This is a genomic window from Psychrobacter sp. W2-37-MNA-CIBAN-0211, assembly GCF_040309405.1.
Classification (GTDB): Bacteria; Pseudomonadota; Gammaproteobacteria; order Pseudomonadales; family Moraxellaceae; genus Psychrobacter; species Psychrobacter glaciei.
This window is the reverse complement of sequence record NZ_JBEOOU010000010.1, coordinates 43,352-64,417: the sequence shown is the minus strand read 5'-3', so window position 1 is coordinate 64,417 and position 21,066 is coordinate 43,352. Positions and strand designations below refer to the sequence as shown.

At 43.8% G+C, this 21,066-nt stretch carries 17 protein-coding genes and 4 tRNA genes; 11 read left to right on the top strand and 10 right to left on the bottom strand.

Annotated elements, in window-relative coordinates:
• The first annotated feature begins 33 nt into the window (after nucleotides 1–33).
• From AAEY72_RS10265 to AAEY72_RS10250, 4 genes are all read left to right on the top strand, one after another.
• Nucleotides 34–639 carry a 3'-5' exonuclease gene (locus AAEY72_RS10265; RefSeq protein WP_352310441.1) on the top strand — a complete coding sequence of 202 codons (606 nt, stop codon included), beginning with the start codon at nucleotides 34–36 and terminating at the stop codon, nucleotides 637–639.
• 117 nt (nucleotides 640–756) lie between these two features.
• Nucleotides 757–2,883: a D-alanyl-D-alanine carboxypeptidase/D-alanyl-D-alanine-endopeptidase gene (locus AAEY72_RS10260; RefSeq protein WP_352310440.1), complete on the top strand. Its 2,127-nt coding sequence runs from the start codon at nucleotides 757–759 to the stop codon at nucleotides 2,881–2,883.
• A gap of 43 nt (nucleotides 2,884–2,926) precedes the next feature.
• Nucleotides 2,927–3,442 carry an ABZJ_00895 family protein gene (locus AAEY72_RS10255; RefSeq protein WP_210541542.1) on the top strand — a complete coding sequence of 172 codons (516 nt, stop codon included), beginning with the start codon at nucleotides 2,927–2,929 and terminating at the stop codon, nucleotides 3,440–3,442.
• Nucleotides 3,443–3,586: 144 nt separating this feature from the next.
• Nucleotides 3,587–4,126: a DUF421 domain-containing protein gene (locus AAEY72_RS10250; protein WP_352310439.1), complete on the top strand. Its 540-nt coding sequence runs from the start codon at nucleotides 3,587–3,589 to the stop codon at nucleotides 4,124–4,126.
• Between the two features lie 158 nt (nucleotides 4,127–4,284).
• On the opposite strand, the gene AAEY72_RS10245 is transcribed toward AAEY72_RS10250, so the two are convergent.
• On the bottom strand, nucleotides 4,285–4,731 hold the full coding sequence (locus AAEY72_RS10245; protein ID WP_352310438.1) for a DUF2147 domain-containing protein: 447 nt from the start codon (nucleotides 4,729–4,731) through the stop codon (nucleotides 4,285–4,287).
• Nucleotides 4,732–4,980: 249 nt separating this feature from the next.
• On the opposite strand from AAEY72_RS10245, the gene rlmH reads away from it, so the two are divergent.
• Together rlmH and AAEY72_RS10235 are read left to right on the top strand one after the other, a co-directional pair.
• On the top strand, nucleotides 4,981–5,469 hold the full coding sequence (rlmH, locus tag AAEY72_RS10240; protein ID WP_010196493.1) for a 23S rRNA (pseudouridine(1915)-N(3))-methyltransferase RlmH: 489 nt from the start codon (nucleotides 4,981–4,983) through the stop codon (nucleotides 5,467–5,469).
• A 292-nt stretch (nucleotides 5,470–5,761) separates the two neighbouring features.
• Nucleotides 5,762–6,664 carry a DODA-type extradiol aromatic ring-opening family dioxygenase gene (locus AAEY72_RS10235; protein ID WP_352310437.1) on the top strand — a complete coding sequence of 301 codons (903 nt, stop codon included), beginning with the start codon at nucleotides 5,762–5,764 and terminating at the stop codon, nucleotides 6,662–6,664.
• 33 nt (nucleotides 6,665–6,697) lie between these two features.
• On the opposite strand, the gene AAEY72_RS10230 is transcribed toward AAEY72_RS10235, so the two are convergent.
• Entirely contained in the window at nucleotides 6,698–8,191 is a 1,494-nt protein-coding gene (locus tag AAEY72_RS10230) for an amidase (protein WP_352310436.1), read from the bottom strand.
• A 309-nt stretch (nucleotides 8,192–8,500) separates the two neighbouring features.
• Between AAEY72_RS10230 and AAEY72_RS10225 the strand changes: the two genes are divergently transcribed.
• Nucleotides 8,501–8,854 carry an IS630 transposase-related protein gene (locus AAEY72_RS10225; protein ID WP_352310435.1) on the top strand — a complete coding sequence of 118 codons (354 nt, stop codon included), beginning with the start codon at nucleotides 8,501–8,503 and terminating at the stop codon, nucleotides 8,852–8,854.
• Entirely contained in the window at nucleotides 8,805–9,347 is a 543-nt protein-coding gene (locus AAEY72_RS10220; RefSeq protein ID WP_352310434.1) for an IS630 family transposase, read from the top strand. Before AAEY72_RS10225 ends, AAEY72_RS10220 begins: the two co-directional genes overlap by 50 nt.
• A gap of 876 nt (nucleotides 9,348–10,223) precedes the next feature.
• On the opposite strand, the gene AAEY72_RS10215 is transcribed toward AAEY72_RS10220, so the two are convergent.
• Entirely contained in the window at nucleotides 10,224–13,589 is a 3,366-nt protein-coding gene (locus AAEY72_RS10215) for a DNA translocase FtsK 4TM domain-containing protein (protein WP_352310433.1), read from the bottom strand.
• 549 nt (nucleotides 13,590–14,138) lie between these two features.
• On the opposite strand from AAEY72_RS10215, the gene trxB reads away from it, so the two are divergent.
• Genes trxB through AAEY72_RS10200 form a run of 3 tightly spaced genes read left to right on the top strand, consistent with a single transcriptional unit; the run spans nucleotide 14,139 to nucleotide 16,445 of the window.
• The gene (trxB, locus tag AAEY72_RS10210) at nucleotides 14,139–15,161 is read left to right on the top strand and encodes a thioredoxin-disulfide reductase (RefSeq protein WP_010197136.1); all 1,023 of its coding nucleotides are present in this window, start codon (nucleotides 14,139–14,141) and stop codon (nucleotides 15,159–15,161) included.
• The gene (gene aat, locus AAEY72_RS10205; RefSeq protein WP_352310432.1) at nucleotides 15,162–15,980 is read left to right on the top strand and encodes a leucyl/phenylalanyl-tRNA--protein transferase; all 819 of its coding nucleotides are present in this window, start codon (nucleotides 15,162–15,164) and stop codon (nucleotides 15,978–15,980) included. It abuts the gene before it with no gap.
• Nucleotides 15,981–16,013: 33 nt separating this feature from the next.
• Nucleotides 16,014–16,445: a MerR family transcriptional regulator gene (locus tag AAEY72_RS10200; RefSeq protein WP_352310431.1), complete on the top strand. Its 432-nt coding sequence runs from the start codon at nucleotides 16,014–16,016 to the stop codon at nucleotides 16,443–16,445.
• Nucleotides 16,446–16,498: 53 nt separating this feature from the next.
• On the opposite strand, the gene rimI is transcribed toward AAEY72_RS10200, so the two are convergent.
• The 7 genes from rimI to AAEY72_RS10165 form a co-directional block, all read right to left on the bottom strand.
• Nucleotides 16,499–16,990: a ribosomal protein S18-alanine N-acetyltransferase gene (gene rimI, locus AAEY72_RS10195; RefSeq protein WP_352310430.1), complete on the bottom strand. Its 492-nt coding sequence runs from the start codon at nucleotides 16,988–16,990 to the stop codon at nucleotides 16,499–16,501.
• A 175-nt stretch (nucleotides 16,991–17,165) separates the two neighbouring features.
• Nucleotides 17,166–18,356 carry an elongation factor Tu gene (gene tuf / locus AAEY72_RS10190; protein WP_352310429.1) on the bottom strand — a complete coding sequence of 397 codons (1,191 nt, stop codon included), beginning with the start codon at nucleotides 18,354–18,356 and terminating at the stop codon, nucleotides 17,166–17,168.
• A gap of 436 nt (nucleotides 18,357–18,792) precedes the next feature.
• Nucleotides 18,793–18,867: transfer RNA gene (locus AAEY72_RS10185), tRNA-Thr, on the bottom strand.
• A 119-nt stretch (nucleotides 18,868–18,986) separates the two neighbouring features.
• Nucleotides 18,987–19,060: transfer RNA gene (locus tag AAEY72_RS10180), tRNA-Gly, on the bottom strand.
• A gap of 82 nt (nucleotides 19,061–19,142) precedes the next feature.
• Nucleotides 19,143–19,226 (bottom strand) — tRNA-Tyr (locus tag AAEY72_RS10175).
• Between the two features lie 67 nt (nucleotides 19,227–19,293).
• Nucleotides 19,294–19,369, bottom strand: a tRNA-Thr gene (locus AAEY72_RS10170).
• A gap of 193 nt (nucleotides 19,370–19,562) precedes the next feature.
• Nucleotides 19,563–21,059 (bottom strand): anthranilate synthase component I family protein, encoded by a 1,497-nt coding sequence (locus tag AAEY72_RS10165; RefSeq protein WP_352310428.1) that lies wholly within the window; start codon nucleotides 21,057–21,059, stop codon nucleotides 19,563–19,565.
• Nucleotides 21,060–21,066 lie beyond the last annotated feature (7 nt).

The window sequence follows — 21,066 nt, the reverse complement described above, 5'->3', positions numbered from 1 at the left end:
TATAGAACTCGCATCAATGGATGAGCGACAAATATGAGTTGGCTAACACAGTTATCTTGCGCTTGGCAGAAAAAACAGCTACAGCGTCCAGAATTGGCATTGATGTTTACCAAACCTTTGGCTAAGCAGTGGGTAGCAATTGACTGCGAAATGACGGGACTCAATCCAAAAAAGCACCATTTATTGTCCGTCGCCGCGATTCATATCAATGGCAATACGATTGACACCGGTAATGGCATGCATATCATATGCAAGCCTCCAGTGATGCCAGACCGTGACACCATTGTGATTCATGGGCTGCGTACCGCTGATGTCGAGCATGGCATGAGCTATGATGAGATGTTGGCATTACTGCTACCCTTTATTAATAATCGACCGATAGTAGGGTTCTGCCCACAAATAGATACGGGATTTTTGAATCCTTTAGTCAAACGCTATATGGGCACGGCACTACCCAACCAAGTCATCGATTTGCGCCATTTGTACAGTCGACGCATGGGTGATCGCACTCAGGGTGTCCCCAACCAATCACAACAGCTGCGCAATATCTTAGCGCACTATAATATCCCTGATCTGGGCGCTCACGATGCTTATAACGATGCGATCATGACCGCCATGGCATTTTTACATGTGCGCTAGCGTGCGTGCGTATTTTGAAAATTCAGCTAAAAAGGTTTTCAACCACGCCTGCCATCTACGCGAAAACAGTAACTCATGTTAGTATAGGCGGCTTTTGCTACCGAATAAAAGATGCTCATGCGACCTACTTCTAGACTCTGTCATTCCTCCGTGCTTACCGCCAAATTATCGCCTATTTTTGGTCATTTGCGATCGTTTAATCAGACTCATAAATGGTTGGTTGCGCTGATATTAGTGGCAGCCCCGCTGTATGCGCAAGCAGCATTGCCCAAAGCTATTCAAGCGGCATTATCACGAGCTGACTTAACAGAAGCTGATATTAGTATCATCATCACACCAGTCGGTGATAAAAACGCCAGTCACCTGCCCGCTCCGATTCAGGTCATCGATAGCAGCTCGGATAGCTCCTCTAAAAGGGTTTCTCAACCGAAACAAACCGCTAACGTAAATGCTGATATAAAGGGTAACGCCCAAACAGCCACGCAAAATAATAATGACAAACTCAATGAGAAAAGCCATCTGCTCCAACAGAGTACATTGGTTACCATTGAGCGGCGAACCATTGAAAGACATGAGCAAAAATTGCATGCTTACACTGATGATCCTTACACTTATCAAAGCTTAGAAAGTATCCCAACGATATTGGGTGATAAGGCAAAAACAACCATCGTTAACGACGATGGTAGTAATGCCAATATTACAGAAAATAGCGATAAAACCAGTAACATTAATACTGATGCTGCATCCATAAAGATTTCATTTTCACCAATATTGAATCACCAATCCGATATCGCTCGCACGCCTGCCAGCACCATGAAGCTCGTTCCCAGCTTTATTGCTTTAGACACCCTAGGCGCTGATTTTGTCTGGCATACCCGTGTCTATCATACAGGCCTTGTCATCGGTGACCGCTTACATGGTGATCTGATTATTCAAGGCAGTGGTGACCCAAAAATGACCCACGAGCGTTTAAAACAGCTTCTCTATAAAGTAAAATCGTCGGGTATTCATCATATCGAGGGTGATATTATTGTCGACAGTGCCGTCTTTAAAAATGTCACTAAAGATCCTGCCGCCTTTGATAACTCACCACTGCGTCCTTACAACGCCAGTCCCGATGGTTTTTTGGTGAATTTCAGTACCATTGGCATCAAAAGCTATCCGTTAAACGATGACCAAGCAAGCCTGACTTATACACCGCAATTAGCAAATTATGATTTGCCCAGCATAATAGATACGCGCTCAGCTGCTTGTGGACAAGCGCGTTATAGTCTCGCACCGCAGTGGCAAACGAAAAAGCTTGTGTTAAATACCGGTTTGCCCAATAGCTGCCAAGAGCACGCTTTTTATGTCGCTTATCCTTATGCCAAAGATTTTTCGGCACGTGTTGTCGCCGCAAAATGGCAAGAGCTAGGCAATACCTTAAGTGGCGATGTCATCACCCAAGAAACGCCTTACACTACAGCAAAAAGCACTAAATCCACGCATGGTTTGTCAGCACTGTCTATGTCTCCGCTGCCCATTGCCAGCTATCCGTCCTTGAATTTGACTAAGCAGATTTATGATATCAATCACTTCTCAAACAATGTCATGACTGAACAAGTGGCGCTATCGATTGGCGCTTATAGCCAATCTACTATGGTGAAAAATAAAACCAAAGCAGGTAGCGTTGAAGCCATTAATATTAAAAGCAACGCAGAATCTGATATAACTAGTGCAAATAGTGATACGCCAAGCGATGTCAATGCCGCAAATAATAAAACCATCAATAAGCCGACAACCAGCTTATATCAGTTTGGCAAACCTGCTGTTACGGACTATCCTGCGGCCTTACAAACGATAAATCAGTGGTGGCAGAGCCATATGAACACACCAGCACCGTATCTAACCAATGGCTCAGGACTCTGCCGTGATTGTACGATAACGGCTGCCAACTTAAGCGAGCTATTAACTTACGCTTATAGCCATCCTAGCTTCGATGCTTATGTCAATTCGTTAGGCATCGCTGGAGTCAGTGGTACCATTGCTGCTCATGGCGCACGCTTACCCGATTCAGCCGCCACAGGGCGCGCATGGATAAAAACAGGCACTCTAAATAATGTCACCTCAATGGCAGGCTATGTCAAAGGGTTGTCGGGACAAGATTATGTCGTTGTTGGACTCATTAATAGTGAGCAAGCATTAAACGCTTATACGGCTAGACCCGTGTTAGATGCGATGCTTGATTGGACAGCGCAACATTAAGTGTTTTTAACATCCTATTTTTCACCTTTATAAAGGGTCGCTCATGTCACGCAAGACAACCAATCTCAATAAACCCAAGACTCATTCAGATCGCAGTGCGCTACCGAAAAATCATGAGTCAGCTCAATCCCAACTGGCACAATATGTGGGATTTTTTGCGGTGGGCTATATTCTTGCCAGCGCAATATTTATGATGATTCAAACCAAACTTGCTCTGAATTCGCAACTGGTGACTGTGCTCTCTATCATTATTGGTGCTTATATTGCGGTCAGTAAATTTATTAAGCATCAACAGCGCGCCCTTAGTAAAAGTGAAATAAATCGCTTAATGTTTGGCGGCGTCGCAGTAGTTTGGTTACTCACTGCTATTTATTTCTTAGGCATATGGTTCTTTTTATTTGATGCAGTAAATCGTGAAGTATTGATTGAGATGGCTATGCAACAACCTCTCCCGCTCATTTCTGCCTTAGTCATGATATTGGTACTGACTTTTATCAGTGCCCGCATCAGTATTTTGGCGCTGAATCATCTCCTTAACCCCAAACGTAAAACAGGGTGAACACGCGCTGCTGTCTACAACGTACTACAAAGTTTATTCACCATTAGGGCCTGAATTCCGTTACGCTAGTTTTAGCTGGTGTGATATTTAGCAGCTGACCTTTAAACATTGAATCACTTTGCACTATTGATAGGAGTCAATATTATGGACATGCTATTTTTTGACAGTATAGACAAGCTTGGACGCATCGTCTTAACGACCGTCATGGTTTACGTCTTAGTCGTGCTGACCACCAAAATTTCAGGTAAGCGCTCCACTTCACAGCTCAATAACTTTGATTGGATCGTCACCGTAATGATCGGCTCATTGGGCGCTAGCACTATTTTGCTCAAAGACATCCCTTTTATCGAAGGCGTGGCTTCTATCTTGGTGCTATACCTACTACAATTTTTGGTCACCAAATACGCCTCCATCTCACCGCAATTTAGCAATTTTATTTTATCTGAGCCGCGCATCGTTTTTTATCAAGGGCAGTTTTTGCCAGATGCCATGAATGCTGAGCGCTTGACTCGTCAAGAAATCGAGTGTGCCATGCGCTCTGAAGGCATGAACAGTTTCGATGATATTGAAGCCATTGTCTTTGAATCTGATGCTAAGCTGACTATTATTCCAAAACCAAGCGATAATGCTGATAGCCAAAATACAGAAGACAAAGTCTCGCAAACCATTGCTTCACTTATGTAATATCATTAGAGAGTAATAGCAATTAAACAGACATAAAAAAAGGATAGCCAATTTAATCGGCTATCCTTTTTTATGTCTCAATGATAAGCTTACTTCAATGGCAAGCTTGCTCAAATGACAGTCTTGGTCAATAGTCTATGCAATAGGCATTACACACGTTACTTGATACGTTGCCACGTTTGCGAACGACCAAAGAGTGGCGAACCGACATAACCTCTTAGATCTAGGCTTTGACCATTGTCACTTAACGTGAGTTTGCCAGAATACGTCTTGCCAGATTCAGGGTCTACTAACTTGCCATCGCTCCATTTATTATTACCGTCAGCCTTTAAGCCCGATAGAATCTGTAGACCTTCGATTGGCTTGTTTTTGAGGCTGCCAGGACATTTGGTACAAACAGCTTTAGCCTCTTCTTTATTGAGTACTTTGATGATTTTTCCTGATACTTTACCGTTGCTTTCATTCAGCTGAATGATGGCCTTTTTTTCACCAGTTTTATCATCAATGGTTTGCCATTGCGTGCCGTTTAAAGAGGCAGCAAAGACAGAGGTAGACAGCAAAGCACCAGCGGTAAAGGTAAGAACACTAGATATAGTACGATTCATGAACGACTCCTTTCGTTAAAAAAACTTTCAATTGAACTTATGGTAGATCAAAAAATAACATGAAAATATTGCATAATGACGTTGTACAATTGCTCATCACTTCTCAAGATGATTGCGAACTAAAGAACAACTGTTTGTCGAATGCTAGTAAAGCATAAAAAAAAGCTTTGTAAAAGAGGTCTTTGTTACGGCAACTTAACCTTAAAAATTTTTTGTTACATTTTCTCACGTATTGACAGGGTAAGTATTATGAAAGTAAGAATTTTGACCGTTGGTAACAAGATGCCGAGCTGGGTACAGACTGGCTTTGATGAATATTTCAAACGTATCCAACCGATGCTCAGTACAGAAATTGTTGAACTTGCTGCCGCCAAACGTGCCAAAAACCCTTCGGATGCCAATCTCGCCCAGTATCGCGAGCAAGAAGGTCAGGCGATATTGGCCGCTCACAATGCAGCGGGACGTGAGCAATTATGGGTATTGGATGTCAAAGGAAAAATGCTATCAACAGAAGGGTTGGCAGATAAATTGGCCGATGCCATGCAGCAAGGCGATGATATCGCCCTAGTGATTGGTGGCGCTGACGGCGTATCACCAGAAGTATTGGCAAAAGCCGATGTGAAATGGTCATTATCCGCGCTGACGTTGCCGCACCCATTAGTACGTGTGGTCTTGATGGAGCAACTATATCGGGCGATGAGTGTCAATCACAACCATCCCTACCATCGTGGCAACTAAAAATCGTAGTTACTCGAAATTATAGTAACTGAAAATAGCATGAGCAAATGTGCTAATAAATGACTGCTTGCTTAAAACAGATATAGTCGATTCAATTTAAAAAGAATACAGCTTAAAAAGAGTACAGTGCTGCTGCGATGAGTTTTTCGAAGCCTCTGGAGGGCAAAGCGCACAGCAAGCGAAGAAAACTCATGCCAGCAGAACGCTGTTTTTAGCATACTGTTTTTATTTTGAACTGGTTATACCTCATCAAAACGATTGAAAAACGAGCACATGCCCTAATAAACGGAACATGAAATATCCAAAACGAGCGACACCGAACGCCCCTTATGCGCATCAGCAACGTGAGCAACCTCACCAAGAGACGCATACGCCCATTACGACCACAGCAGCTTTGGCAAACGCCCAAGCTGGGCAGTCAACTGCGACCAACTTAGCCAAGCTACCAGCGGTATTTATCTCGCATGGTGCCCCAACGCTGGCGATTGAGCAATCGGCTACGACCAGTGCACTGGCTCGTATCGGGCAAAACCTACCCAAGCCACGTGTCGTCGTTATTATGTCGGCGCATTGGCAGTCGGCGAAGCTAGAAATCAGCAGCAACCCACAACCAAAGACGTGGCATGACTTTTCAGGTTTTGCACCTGAACTGTATGAGCTACAATATCCTGCTGCAGGTCATCCGGCACTCGCTGAATCGCTAGCGCAGCAGTTAACGGCACGCGGTATTACCTGTAGCGTCAATCCGATGCGCGTCAGCGACCATGGTGTCTGGGCACCGCTCAGACATCTCTATCCGCAGGCCGATGTACCTATCGTACAAATATCGTTGCCACGGCACTATGACAGTGCTGCCTGCTATCAGCTGGGCGCGCAACTGGCGCAACTGCGCGACGAACAAATACTCGTCGTTGGCTCAGGCAATATCACTCATAATCTACAAGCCCTACGCTGGGAAGCCAATAGCATAGATGAGACCGCACAAGAATTTAAGCTCTGGTTGCTACAGCAGCTCAAAACAGACATCCCAGCAGCATTAGACTGGCAGCAGTATCCTAACTTTCGTGACATACACCCAAGCGACGAGCATTTACTACCACTGTTTTTTGCCCTAGGAGCTGGTCAACGCGTCTCCGTCGTGCATCAGAGCATGGCACATCATAGCTTGGGAATGGATATCTATCGCTTCGATTAGGCAACCATCAATCAAGCGATAGCAAAAATAAAACTACTTCTCAAAAGCTGCCTTGGTAAATAACCCAGCGCGCTCCATCTCGCCAGCGATACTAAATAGCGTCGCCTCGTCATTCATACGTCCAATCAGCTGCATGCCAATCGGCAAACCCTTTTTGCTCATGCCTACGGGCAATGACATGGCAGGCAGCCCAGTGACATTACCCAGCAAGGTAAAAGCCATTTTACCCAGCACCGGCTGACTAAGCTTTTCGATCATGCCTGAGCTAAAGGCATATTTCCCCATATCAATGCCTTTATTTAGTAGACCTGCGCTGCGCATGAGCATTTCATCCATACGACTTGGTGGTAGCACGCCATGCTTGACCGCAGGCGTCGGTATGGTCGGGCACAGAATCATATCGTAGGTCTCTAATAATAGACCCGTTTGATATTGGCTATCATGCCAGCCATGCTTAGCGTGTGCCAAGTCAACGGCAGAGAGCGAGCGGCCTAGCATTGCCATATTATACGTTTGCGGCTCTAGATTCTTTATGTGTTCCGCACCAAATTTGCGTTCGATATTATCAATGGTAAAGGCAGTATGGGTACAAACCACTACTAAGAAATCATGCCAAAATTGTTCAATATTAATATTTGGCTCGGCTGGTACCACTCGATGTCCCATAGATTCTAATTGCTTTGCCGTCTGCTCCAGTACGGCCAGTACTTCTTTGTCTACTACGGTATTGGCAACTAGTGGCTGCTGATGCAAAGCTATCGTTAGTTGTCGAGGGGCGCGCATCGCTGCTTGCAAAAATGTCCCATCAGGTGGCGTAATCACATAAGGCGCGCCAATCTCAGCACCACTTGTGGCGTCGAGCATGGCGGCACTGTCACGTACGCTACGAGTAATCACGTGATCGGCAACTGCCCCTTCCCAACCTTCCCCGAATGAGGGGCCTATGGGGTTACGTCCACGACTGGGTTTGAATCCAAATGCCCCGCACCACGCTGCCGGAAAACGTATTGAACCGCCACCATCGCCAGCACCTGCCATCGGTACGATACCGCTCGCCACCGCCGCCGCGCTACCACCCGATGAGCCACCAGAGCTATAGCCTTTTTTGAATGGGTTATGGGTAGCACCATGTGCTTTTGGCTCAGTCGTGATGATTAAACCAAACTCTGGCGTATTGGTCTTACCAAAAGTATTGACGCCTGTCGCTTTCATACGTTTAACGATTTCGCTGTCGTTTTCTGGCACGACATTCACACTACGGCTACCCATCGTAATCGGCTCATCAGCAAAATAAAATGATAGGTCTTTGAGTAAGTACGGCACACCATTAAATGCACCTGCTGGCAATCCTGCTTGCGCGGCATCATAAGCACGCTCATCAAAGCGATGAATGATGGCGTTTAACTTAGGATTCAGTGTGTTGGCCTGATGAGTCGCAGCGTCTAATAGCTCTTTGGCACTGACCTCACCTAAATTGACGAGCTTGGCTAAACCTAGGGCATCGTATTGGGTGTATTCTTTAAACATAGTAGCGCCCTTGCTGGATGGATTACTTGATTGTATCGCGTAAACAATACAGGTAGCCAGTGCAAACCTACTACTTCTTGGTAATTAAAGAAAATATTGTGATTGTCTTTGAATGCATACTGTAGCTATATAATTTAATAATTCGCTGACCTTTCCTAATCAATAAATACACTAATACCTATATTATGAAATGCCGTAATCAAAATAATAATAGTAAAAATAAAATTCAAAATGAGGACTAACCAATATAGTCAGTCCAAAATAAAAAAGGTACAATACTTTTAAACCAAGCAAAGTGAAATATAAAAGATGACCTACTCAGCAGATTTTCGAGCACAAGTTATCAAAAACATTAAGCAAAAAGACATGAGCATCCGTCAGGCCTGTACTTTTTACAATATTAGCAAGAGTACCCTACAGCGCTGGCTTATAGACCCGAGCATCCAAACGACTAGAGTTAAAACGCCAAGCAGTATACCTAATGAAGCCCTTCTAAAAGACGTTAATCAATACCCAGATGACTATTTGTACGAGCGAGCACGGCGTCTAGACTGCAGCAAATCGGGTATTGAGGTTGCCTTAAAGCGTTTGAGTATCAGTCAAAAAAAAGACCTTGGGGCATCCAAAAGCCTGTCCGATAAAAAGAGCGGCGTATCAGAGTAAGCTTAATAGGTTTACACAACAAGGCTATCCCATTGTTTATATGGATGAGAGTGGCTTTGAGGCAGAAACCATTCGTCCTTACGGCTATGCACCGATAGGTAAACCTTGTATTGATAGCTACAATTGGCAAGCTAAAAAACGTACCAATGTCATCGGTGCGCTTTATGAAAAAATGCTATTTGCGCTTGATTACTTTGAACAGAATATCAACAGCCATATATTTTATGACTGGTGCAAGTTCACTCTAATTCCAAGTCTTAAAACTAAATGCGTGATTATCATGGATAACGCTCGGTTTCATAAAAGCAGACGTATCCAAAAATTACTGAACAGGCATGGTCATCGTATCCTTTGGCTACCACCCTATAGCCCTGATCTTAATCCCATTGAAAAGAAATGGGCACAAGCTAAGTTTCTACGCCAAGGATGGATGGAGAATAATTTGCCTAAACTGTTTCATGATATGGGCTGTATCTCTTTTATTCTGGATTGACTATAGTCAATGATACTCCACAGTAGAGTTAATATACTAAAAACTGGAAAGACAAGAAGAGCGAACATTAAAAAAATAGCTAATATGACGATCAAACTAAGGATGATAAGTCGGTAACCAGTAAATTCAATTTTCTTATTAGCAATACTATCAAGATGTATTTTATTTTCCATTGTTCTACTCCAATACATATGTACTCATAAATGACATACTCAGTTATTTATAATAGTATTTATAATAAGATTCAAAAAACGTAAGACCTAAACCCATAATAAAAATACTAATATAAAAAGCATCTGAAAATGGTACGCTCAACATATCAATTAATATGATCGCAGCTAATAAAAATAGAATAATACTATAAATACCCGAAGCAACATCTTCTAAAAAATATAGATATTTAGCCATCAATTTTTTATCATACCTTTTAGCGAAATAGATACCGAAAATCATGCTAACGATAAGCGTAGGAATCAAACCTAATATAACGACACCAAATAGAGTATTTATCGGAGTCAGACTAACGATATATTTGTGTCCTAAACTATAGAGCCAATAGGGCAAAAACCCTATGTTAAACACTAATACTACTAGTAAAATTATACTAAAAACACCAAGTCTATACTTTTCATAGTATCTCGTTATATTCTTAATACCTTTTATACTTCGCATATGCACTATCAGCGTCCTCCATGACGACACACTCAATTTGGCTACAAAAAACTAATGTTCACTATTTTATACAGGAGTAACCTTTAAGTTTCAATGAAATATTTTAACGTTCACTATGTGATTTTCAATGTCAGACCTGAGAATCAAAAAAAAACGAGCCACTCTCGTGACTCGCTTTTTATAATTAATCAAACTCATCATCTTTTACATCAACAACTCACGTTTGCCGCTTTTACCCATCGAGCTGACCAATCCAGCCTCTTCCATTGAATCAACGATACGAGCGGCACGGTTGTAGCCGATACTAAATTTACGCTGGATACTAGAGGCAGAGACCTTTCGCGTCTCCATGATAAATGCCACTGCATCGTTATACAGGTCGTCATCCTCACCAGAAGCGTTGCCGCCACTACCACCACCGCCAGGACTAGACAATTCAAAGTTGCCTGCCATGTTATCAATATAATCAGGCGCACCGCGCTCACGCCAAGCATCACAGACACGATTGACCTCTTCATCGCTGACATACGCCCCATGTACACGGTCTGGCTCAATTTGCCCTGGGCCTAAAAACAGCATATCACCATTACCCAGCATGTCTTCTGCACCGCCACTGTCTAGAATCGTCCGTGAATCTACTTTTGAGTTCACTCGTAACGCTGCACGAACAGGGATATTGGCTTTAATTAGACCGGTAATGACATCGACTGATGGACGCTGAGTGGCAAGCATTAAATGGATGCCTGCCGCGCGTGATTTTTGTGCCAAGCGCGTGATCAGTTCTTCAGCTTGTTTACCGACTTGCATAATCATATCGGCAAACTCATCCGCGACAATGACAATCATCGGCAAGGTTTTGAGCTTTGGTGCTTGGCTGATGCTCACGCTATCATTAGGTCGCCACAATGGATCGAGCATTGGATTGCCCGATTTTTCAGCAGCGATGACCTTTTTATTGAACTCGTTAAGCTTACGTACCTTTAATAAGCTCATCAACTGATAGCGGCGCTCCATTTCTGCCACACACCATGACAAAGCACTGGCGGCTTCAGTCATATCTGTGACGACTGGCGTCAGTAAATGCGGAATGTCATTATAGTTTGCCAGCTCGAGCTGCTTTGGATCAATCAAAATCAGGCGCAGCTCGTTCGGTGTATATTTGAGTAGCATAGAGAGTAGCATTGAGTTGACCAATACGGATTTACCAGAGCCTGTGGTACCAGCAACCAACATATGTGGCGCGCGCGCAAGGTCAGTAATAATAGCATTACCACCGATATCTTTACCCATCGCCATGCTGATTTGGGCTTTAGGATCTTGGAATTTTTCGGTATTCAACAGCTCAATTAAACGCACCATTTCGCGTTGTTTGTTCGGCACTTCGATACCGATATAAGGCTTGCCCGGGATGACTTCGACCACACGCAAAGATGCCATTGATAATGACCGTGCCAAATCACGTGAAATACCCGTAACTTTACTGGCTTTTACCCCAGCAGCAAGCTCTACTTCAAAGCGTGTAACGACTGGTCCCGGAATGGCATTGACCACTGCGGCCTTAACATTGAATTCTTGTAATTTAATCTCTAAGAGCTCAGACAACTTATCAAGCTCAGCGATGGTATAGCTTGGCTTACGATCAGGATCTGGCTTATCTAAAATAGAGATCTCTGGGATAGGCGTTAAGCTACTGCGATAGGCGGCGGTTTGCATCGAGCGAGATTTTTGACTAAAAGCGCCATCGTCACTGATATGCGGCATGACGGGCGTATCGCTATTATCATCGCGGCTGTCATCCTCAGGCATCATATCCGTAATGTGGTTGCCGCTATCACCTTCTGGCACCGCAAAGCTGACCGTTGGCTTAGATGCGGCTATCGGTTCAGCAGCTGGCGCTGAAACGTTAGTTTCTACCTTAGGAGGTAATGTTGGGTTGGTCGGTGGCGTATTGGTCGGCGTCATATCAGCGACGGGTGCGACGGGTGCGACGATACTTACATCATCCTCTTCTGGAGCAGGACTTTGTATTGACAATGGGCTTTCCCATTGCTCTTCATTTGATAACTTGTCTGCTAACTTGTCTGACGACCCAGCAGAGGCGTCATAAGTATTATCTGCTGCCGTCTTTAGTGCTGGCTGTTCGGATTCACTAGTATCTTCTTCTGTTTTTTGAGAAGGTGAAACAGGCGCATGTTCTGACAACCAAGATTCTGCCAATGTATCAACCGTTTCGTTCGTTTCATCTGTTGCGTGGCTGTCATCTGATGCCACAGTCTGAGGCGCATCGGCAAAATTAGGCGCGATTTGCTTGCTTGCTGTCTCTGTAATTGCTTGCTCGACATCTTCTTTATTAGGACTAACAGTAGAGCTCGCGCTTGGCGTCTCCAGCTCTAGCGTTGCCATGTCTGTTGACGTATCTGTTACCGTGTTTGTAGACACTGTTGTCTCTTTTGGCGACTCAGCATTATTGATATAAGCAGGAGTAGCAGAATCAGCATCATGAGTAGCGCTATGAATGCTTTGGTCGTAAATAGCCATATCACTTGCCAATAAATCATCAACAGTATTGGCATCATTCCAAGCAAAACTCGGCTCTACTTTACGGCTAGGAGTCGTGACAGGGCTTGGGGTAGCAGATACCTTATTATCACTAAAGTTGCTTACGCCAGCGTTACTAGGCGTGGCAGGTACGCTTTGTAAATGCTCGCTCTCACCCATTGCGGATCCTTGCGTGGCTGCTGCCATAGAAGCTTTTACACTGGCACCCAAGCCAGAACTCGCTAAAAATTCGGTGAGTACATGATTAAAGCGACCACTGCTATCGGATTGTTGCGTATTAGCCTCATGCTCAGTTGCTTGCAGCTCAAGGGGCAGCTGGTCATACTCTGGAACAGCGTGCGATACCTTTTCGTCGGTTAGGGCTTCATTATGCTGCTGACGACTATTTTCAGCGGCCTGCACACTCTCATACTGACCATCTTGGTTTTTTACACCAGAACCAAGCCATGACAGGGTCATGATTTTTCGGTATATCGCGAGCCAATGAATATTAAAAGCAAAGGTCGCCGTAATAATTACGAATACCGTTAAAAAAACCACACTCCCCCACTGCGACAATAATTGAGCCAAACGCGCTTGCAGTTCGAGACCGATGATACCACCTGCGACCCCTGTCAGACCTGTGGTAACTGGGTCTGCTATTTGCTGCACTAAAGCGACCAACTGCGCAAATAAGGCGCTGGCACTTAGAATCAAAAATACGTAAGCAACTACGCGTAGTAACCAAAACGTCGGCTTATTGTCCCACCAAATAAGAATAGACTCATAGACCACAAACGCCAACAACCACCATGCGCCAAAACCAAAAAAGCTATAAAGCAGGTCAGACAACCACGCCCCCATCTCGCCACCCATATTGTTAATGGTGGTCATGTCACTACTGATGTGCGACCAACTAGGATCGTTGCCTGTATACGTCATCAAAATGACAAACAGATAAACGGCCAGTATTAACCCAAGGAGGGTAAATATTCCCTTTTTTAAATACTCAATAAGCGGTGCTGATATCACGTAAAATCTGCCTTGTTATTAATACTAAATGGTCGCCAGTGCATGACTAAGCCTAATCATGCTGACATAAAGTGTTGACATAAATGTACCGAGCGAAGTGTTTGTTTGGCAGGTGCCGATTATAGAGCCTTTAAACAACCGTTATCGCTTGGCTCCTACTACACTTGGCATAACTTCTTATAATAACAAATACATAGGTGTAGTGGCGACAGTCTTATAAAGAAAGCGTGTAAGAAAGTAAATCAATAGATACTTTGCGCAAGAAAACAGCTGGTTAGCGAAACACTAGTGGCAAAATATTGCTCACTGTATTGCCTAAATTCTATAAAATAGCCTCTGTTTTTCGCACTTATATTCCAAAGCTATTTATTCTTTGATTCTAATGATACCTGTATTTGTTTTAGCAAACTTGCACTTTGTGCGCTGTGCCCTTATGTTATTATCTCATAGCAATTAGAAAAACTATATTAGTCGCATCTTTTGATATTTGTCTTTTCATTATATTTATCACTCACATTTTTAATTCGTATATTTTGCAAGGAACCACTCATGGCAACTGATACTACCGCTCCACGTCACGAAAAGCTCATTATTTTAGGCTCAGGCCCTGCGGGTTACTCTGCCGCGGTCTATGCTGCGCGCGCTAACCTCAAGCCCGTTATGGTCACTGGTATGGAAGTGGGTGGACAATTAACCACCACCACCGAAGTCGACAACTGGCCAGGCGATGCTCATGATTTGACAGGCCCTGCACTGATGGAACGCATGAAAGCTCATGCTGAACGTTTTGGTACAGAATTGGTTTATGACCATATCAATGATGTCAATTTAAGCGAGCGTCCTTTTCAATTGACAGGTAACAATGGCACTTATACTTGTGATGCCTTGATTATCTCAACGGGTGCATCTGCACAGTATTTGGGGCTAGAGTCAGAAACCAAATTTAAAGGTTTGGGCGTGTCAGCTTGTGCCACTTGCGACGGGTTCTTTTATAAAGACCAAAAAGTCGCGGTGATTGGCGGTGGTAATACAGCAGTCGAAGAAGCACTATATTTATCTAACATTGCCTCTGAAGTCACGTTAGTGCATCGCCGTGATGGTTTACGCTCTGAAAAAATCTTACAAGATAAATTGTTCGAAAAAGCCAAGAATGGCAACGTCAAAATCGAATGGAACCATCAAGTAAAAGAAGTCGTCGGTGATGACATGGGCGTCAATGGCGTCGTTATTGAATCTATGATTGATGGCAGTACCAAGCAACTAGATGTATTTGGTATGTTTGTCGCCATTGGTCACAAGCCTAATACCGATCTATTCAAAGGTCAGCTCGACATGAAAGATGGCTATCTTATCGTTAACAGCGGCCTAAATGGTAACGCCACACAAACCAGTATCGAGGGTGTGTTTGCAGCAGGCGACGTGGCTGATCACGTCTATCGTCAAGCCATCACTTCTGCTGGCACTGGCTGTATGGCCGCGCTTGATGCTGAAAAATACTTGGATGCAATTGGCGAAGCCACTGCGTTAGACCATACTTATGCGTCAACGCTGACTGCTGATCAAGAAGACTAAATGAACAGCTTCTCACAATATAACGCCAATAACAACGAGCAGCTTATCACGCCTGAGACCTTAAAAAGTCTTGGGCGTTATGACTTTCCTGATCCTATTTCTATTGATCCTGATGGAGTAGGTATCGTCGCCATGGGCGGCGACTTAGCGCCCGAGACGCTCATTTCTGCTTATGCGCAAGGCTTGTTTCCTTGGTTTAATGAAGATGAGCCTATCGCTTGGTGGTGCCCTGAACCGCGCTGCGTGATTGTGCCAACCGACTATCAACCCAGCAAATCTCTACGCAAGCAAGCAAGCCGCGCGCGTTGGCAAGTGACACTCAATCAAGCTTTTGATGACGTTATTCATGCCTGTAGTTTACCGCGCAGTGATGGTCTCAATACTGAGCTGCCTGAAGGTGAGCACACGTGGATTCATGATGAGATGATCGAGGCTTATACCAAACTACATGCTCATGGATTTGCACATAGTATCGAAGTTTGGGATGACGCAGGCACACTCATTGGCGGATTGTACGGATTAAAAATAGGCAATATCTATTTTGGCGAGTCGATGTTTCACCGTGCATCCAACGCCTCTAAGTTAGCATTTTGGGGTTTAATGCGCTTATGTGAGCAGAGCAACGTGGCACTCGTAGACTGCCAATTACCCAATGAGCATCTCATGAGCTTAGGCGCAACCACCCTACCACGTGCTGAATTTCTTTCCCAATTGGATACGCTAATAGCCACTCATTCAGTCAAATGGCAAAAGAACTCTCACAAGTCCCTAAGTGTATCGCTCCTTGATTGCAAGGAATCTTGGCAGCTCAACTCATGATGGTGGTGACAGCGACAAAACAACGAGGTTATTATGGCACCTGATACATCATTTTTATTAATTGGAAAGCTGGCGAGCGAAGCCAATACCACCAAAGACACCGTGCGTCATTATGATGAGCTAGGGCTACTCAAGTCGCGTAAGCGACAAGCAGGCTCACGGCTCTATACTGAGTTTCATCCTGAATGCATTGAGCGCATTGAATTGATTAAGAGCGCACAAGCTATTGGCTTTACACTCACTGAAATCAAAGACAGTCTTAATGACTATTATGATGGGCAGCTCGATATTGATTTACAGCTAAGTCTCACTCAGCAAAAACTGGCTCAAGTCAAAAAACAACAAGCCAATATCAACGTCATGGTAGAGCTCTTAAGCGAGCGCATCGAAATATTAGAACGTATGCAAGTAGATAGTGACTATGAGCTCGATATTGAAGTCTGTAAAAAGACCATCCCCGAGTAATCTAGAGCCTGTCTTCATTCCTAACGTTTATCAACCCAATAGCATCTGTACTGCTAATGACTATTAAAGATATACACATGCTGCATAATCAATGCATCAATGGCTGGGCGATGAGGCATTTGGTAGTAGCCTTTACGCCGATGAATCACTGCCAACCCTTGCTGCTCGTACAAAGAAATCGCTGAAAAATTATCTGCGCGTACTTCTAATAGTAAATTTTCCACCTTATTATTCATCAATTCAGTATTCAATTTAGCAAAAAGTTGCGAGGCGATACCTTGGCGTTGGTAATCAGGATGCGTACCAATGCGCAGGATCTCTGCTTGCTCGAAAACCACTTGATATAGGCAATAACCAACGATTTTATCAATTTTATAAACGACTGATAAATTAATACTATCCTGTACCAATAACTTTATTATTGTCTGATAACCCCAAGCATCTTGCGGCTGTACCATAGTTTCAATATTTGCTACTGCTTGAATAACTTGTTCAAACTCTATTGCATCAATTAGCAGCTCTTCTATATTTTCTATAGTGAACATGGCCTATCCTTTATTCTTATTAAACAATAGCGTTTATTTTATCGTAAATACTGATTTTTATTTGCTCATATCACTCAATCAACTTATTTCACCCAAAAAAAAGCCACCCTCAATAAAGAGAGCGGCTTTTCACGAACTGCTTAACGACTATCAGATTACTCTGACAGGTTAATGCTTAGTTCAATACGTTAGCAACAACACCAGCGCCTACCGTACGGCCGCCTTCACGAATAGCGAAGCGAAGACCTTTGTCCATAGCGATTGGGTGGATAAGCTCTACGCCCATCTCAACGTTATCACCAGGCATTACCATTTCAGTACCGTCTTGTAATTGGATTGCGCCAGTTACGTCAGTAGTACGGAAGTAGAACTGTGGACGATAGCCGTTTAGGAATGGTGTGTGACGACCACCCTCTTCTTTGCTAAGCACATATACTTCAGCGTCAAACTTGGTGTGAGGCGTGATTGAACCTGGCTTAGCAAGTACTTGGCCACGTTGTACGTCTTCACGCTTAGTACCACGTAGTAGTACGCCACAGTTTTCGCCTGCACGACCTTCGTCAAGCAGTTTACGGAACATCTCTACACCAGTACAGGTGGTTTTTTGAGTGTCACGGATACCGACGATTTCGATTTCGTCACCAACTTTAACGATACCAGATTCAACACGGCCCGTTACAACAGTACCACGACCTGAGATTGAGAATACGTCTTCGATTGGCATTAGGAATGCTTTGTCGACGTCACGCTCTGGCTCTGGGATGTAGGTGTCAAGAACGTTTAGTAGTTCTACGACAGCTGGTTGGCCATATTTTTCTTGTGAGCCTTTTAGGGCTTCAGTAGCTGAACCATGGATGATTGGGGTGTCATCACCTGGGAAGTCATAGTCGCTTAGTAATTCACGAACTTCCATTTCTACGAGTTCAAGCAATTCTTCGTCATCAACAACGTCACATTTATTCATGAATACGACGATGTACGGTACGCCAACCTGACGTGAAAGCAGGATGTGCTCACGCGTTTGTGGCATAGGGCCGTCAGTTGCAGATACGACTAGGATTGCGCCGTCCATCTGGGCTGCACCGGTGATCATGTTTTTGACATAATCGGCGTGACCTGGGCAATCAACGTGAGCGTAGTGACGTGCTGGAGTGTCATATTCTACGTGTGAGGTGTTGATGGTGATGCCACGTGCTTTTTCTTCTGGGGCTGAGTCAATAGACGCGTAGTCTTTGGCTTCGCCACCTGAGGTGATTGCTGCTACGGTTGCGATAGCGGCTGTTAGGGTTGTTTTACCATGGTCAACGTGTCCGATGGTACCGACGTTGACGTGTGGCTTGCTGCGTTCAAACTTGGCCTTTGCCATGGGTATTTCCTCTTTTTTTGGTGAATCTTTATCAGTCAAAGATCGATGAATAGCTGTTTGACGGCTTATGATGCGTACAAAACCATCAAACCGTTGACGCTACGGCTTATCTACTAAAAATTACTTTATCGTGTTGCTATTAAATGCTTTAGTACAATATAAACACCGTACTTTTATATGCAGGCATTATACCTACTTTTCAATCACTAACTTTTCAAGCATTACACTGTATTATACAACATTGTCATTACAGTATTTTTTCGTGAATGCAATTGATTTAGAAATTGACAGCACTAAAAGGCAACACCTCAGTGTCACCCTTAAATTTTTATTTACCGTACCAATTTTTTATTGTTTTCAATATTCTATAATTTCGATATCGACATAAAGCGGTGTGTTAAAGTAGCAAAGCAAACATAAAAGGCTAAATAATAAATGGAGCTCATATCGAGAATTGAACTCGAGACCTCTCCCTTACCAAGGGAGTGCTCTACCGCTGAGCTATATGAGCGTGCTTTTAACAACTACAGTAGCCAACCAGTGGGTTGCACTAAAAAAAATATCACGATACAGCAATAATATACTGACTGTCGTGATGAATGTTTAATAGTTTTTGCGATTGTGCCTATATGGAGCGGGTGGCGGGAATCGAACCCGCGTCATTAGCTTGGAAGGCTAAGGTGTTACCATTATACCACACCCGCATTTACTCTTCTGTAAGCTCACTCTAATAAAGAGTGGATTATATATCGAGTATGCTTGGCGCTATGACAAACTTAGAAAATATGGTGGTGGGAGAAGGATTCGAACCTTCGAAGCTTTCGCGACAGATTTACAGTCTGTTGGGTTTGACCGCTCCCCAATCCCACCTTAGGTTGCTTTGAATAAAAATGGCTTTAATTCAAGACATATTCATAAAAAGCTACTTTGAGAGAGATGGTGCCGACTGCCGGGATCGAACTGGCGACCTACTGATTACAAGTCAGTTGCTCTACCAACTGAGCTAAGTCGGCTTGTTCTCTCAAAGTGGTGGCTATTCTATCAAATATTTGGACAGACGCAAGCTCTTTTTCATGTTTTTTCCAATTATTTTAATAATAATATTCAAGACATTGATTATATTGCTATTTTTTTCAGATAAAAATTCAAGCTTGATGGCTCTTTATGCTTGCGACTCTTATTTTTGCGATACGACTGACAATATCGCTAACGAATATACAATCCATTACAGGCCATTTTTACCGCTTTTACCAATATAAGTGCTTTTTTATTGGTTTCATCCCACTTCGCCTCTGGCACAGAGTCGGCATTGATCCCTGCCCCTGCTTGGATATGTATTTGGCCACGGCGCATCACTGCTGTTCGGATAGCGATAGCTGTATCCATATTCCCATTCCAGCCCAGATATCCTACTGAGCCCCCAAACACTGTTCGACGCACTGGCTCTATTTTGTCAATGATTTGCATGGCACGAATTTTAGGTGCGCCTGATAATGTACCAGCAGGAAAGGTAGCGCAAAACACATCTAGCGTATCTTTATCAGGCAGCACCTTGCCCTCAACATTGGACACAATATGCATGACTTGTGAATAACGCTCGATAGACATCTTTTCAGTGATTTTCACACTGCCATCTGTACAGACACGGCCAATATCCTCGCAGCTTAAATCAATAAACCTTAAATGCTCGGCAGTCTCTTTTTCATCGTTGAGTAGCTCTTGCTCGAGTGCTAGGTCTTCTGCTTCATCTCGGCCACGCTTACGGGTACCAGCCAGTGGACGCACCGTCACTTTGCCGTTTTCGATACGTGACAGGCTTTCAGGAGAAGCGCCAATGATATCAAAACGCTTGTGATCATCAAGCGTATAGCCATGTACCAAAAATAAATAAGGTGATGGATTAAGGTATCGTAGCGCACGATAAACAGCCAGTGAGTCACCTGTATAATCTGCCGTCAAACGCTGTGATGCGACCACTTGCGTCACAGCGCCTTCTTCGATATGAGCTTTCATCTTTTTGACGTCGCCAACATACTTTTCTACACTTGTCTGCGAGGTAAAAGCTGGAGTCGGCATAACTGGCGCAGATAAATTTGACGGCTCTGCCAACTTCTCTTCGATTTTTTCTAGCTCACGTATGGCCATGCTATAACCATCCTCAGCCTGACAATCAGCATAAACAATAATTGATAAAGTATTTTCTAAATTATCAAAGACAATGACGCTCATCGAGAGCATCAGCCACATATCTGGCATTAACATCGGATTAGGCGCATCAGACAGGCCTACACTAGGCTCAATGACCCGCACCATGTCATAGCCAAAGTAACCCACCAAACCGCCACTGAAGCTCGGTAATGTGGGAATATCTTTAACTGTTGGCATCTGGTACTGAGCCATTAACTGACGAATATATTCAAATGGATTTTCTACTGACTCGGTGTCCGTATGATCGTTTTTTTTGGTCGTCATACTACCGTCAGCATACTGTACTATCAGATCACTGCCCAAGCCTATCATAGAGTATCGTGCCCAGCGCTCACCACCTACCACGGACTCAAACAGATAAGCAGAACCATTCAAATCACGTACTTTAGAGAATACCGACACGGGCGTTTGCGCATCCATCAAACGCTTTTTTACCAAAGGGGCATGACTAAAGCCTTGATTTTTGAAAGCTTGATATTCTACAAAGGTCATCATAGTAGCT

Bases quoted from the DNA above. Each gene is read 5' to 3' on its own strand.
- AAEY72_RS10200 (WP_352310431.1), top strand. From the start codon at position 16,014: ATGGCACCTGATACATCATTTTTATTAATTGGAAAGCTGGCGAGCGAA.
- AAEY72_RS10225 (WP_352310435.1), top strand. From the start codon at position 8,501: ATGACCTACTCAGCAGATTTTCGAGCACAAGTTATCAAAAACATTAAG.
- AAEY72_RS10255 (WP_210541542.1), top strand. From the start codon at position 2,927: ATGTCACGCAAGACAACCAATCTCAATAAACCCAAGACTCATTCAGAT.
- AAEY72_RS10165 (WP_352310428.1), bottom strand. From the start codon at position 21,059: ATGATGACCTTTGTAGAATATCAAGCTTTCAAAAATCAAGGCTTTAGT.
- tuf (WP_352310429.1), bottom strand. From the start codon at position 18,356: ATGGCAAAGGCCAAGTTTGAACGCAGCAAGCCACACGTCAACGTCGGT.
- AAEY72_RS10235 (WP_352310437.1), top strand. From the start codon at position 5,762: ATGAAATATCCAAAACGAGCGACACCGAACGCCCCTTATGCGCATCAG.
- aat (WP_352310432.1), top strand. From the start codon at position 15,162: ATGAACAGCTTCTCACAATATAACGCCAATAACAACGAGCAGCTTATC.
- AAEY72_RS10230 (WP_352310436.1), bottom strand. From the start codon at position 8,191: ATGTTTAAAGAATACACCCAATACGATGCCCTAGGTTTAGCCAAGCTC.
- AAEY72_RS10265 (WP_352310441.1), top strand. From the start codon at position 34: ATGAGTTGGCTAACACAGTTATCTTGCGCTTGGCAGAAAAAACAGCTA.
- rlmH (WP_010196493.1), top strand. From the start codon at position 4,981: ATGAAAGTAAGAATTTTGACCGTTGGTAACAAGATGCCGAGCTGGGTA.
- AAEY72_RS10260 (WP_352310440.1), top strand. From the start codon at position 757: ATGCGACCTACTTCTAGACTCTGTCATTCCTCCGTGCTTACCGCCAAA.
- trxB (WP_010197136.1), top strand. From the start codon at position 14,139: ATGGCAACTGATACTACCGCTCCACGTCACGAAAAGCTCATTATTTTA.
- AAEY72_RS10250 (WP_352310439.1), top strand. From the start codon at position 3,587: ATGGACATGCTATTTTTTGACAGTATAGACAAGCTTGGACGCATCGTC.
- rimI (WP_352310430.1), bottom strand. From the start codon at position 16,990: ATGTTCACTATAGAAAATATAGAAGAGCTGCTAATTGATGCAATAGAG.
- AAEY72_RS10245 (WP_352310438.1), bottom strand. From the start codon at position 4,731: ATGAATCGTACTATATCTAGTGTTCTTACCTTTACCGCTGGTGCTTTG.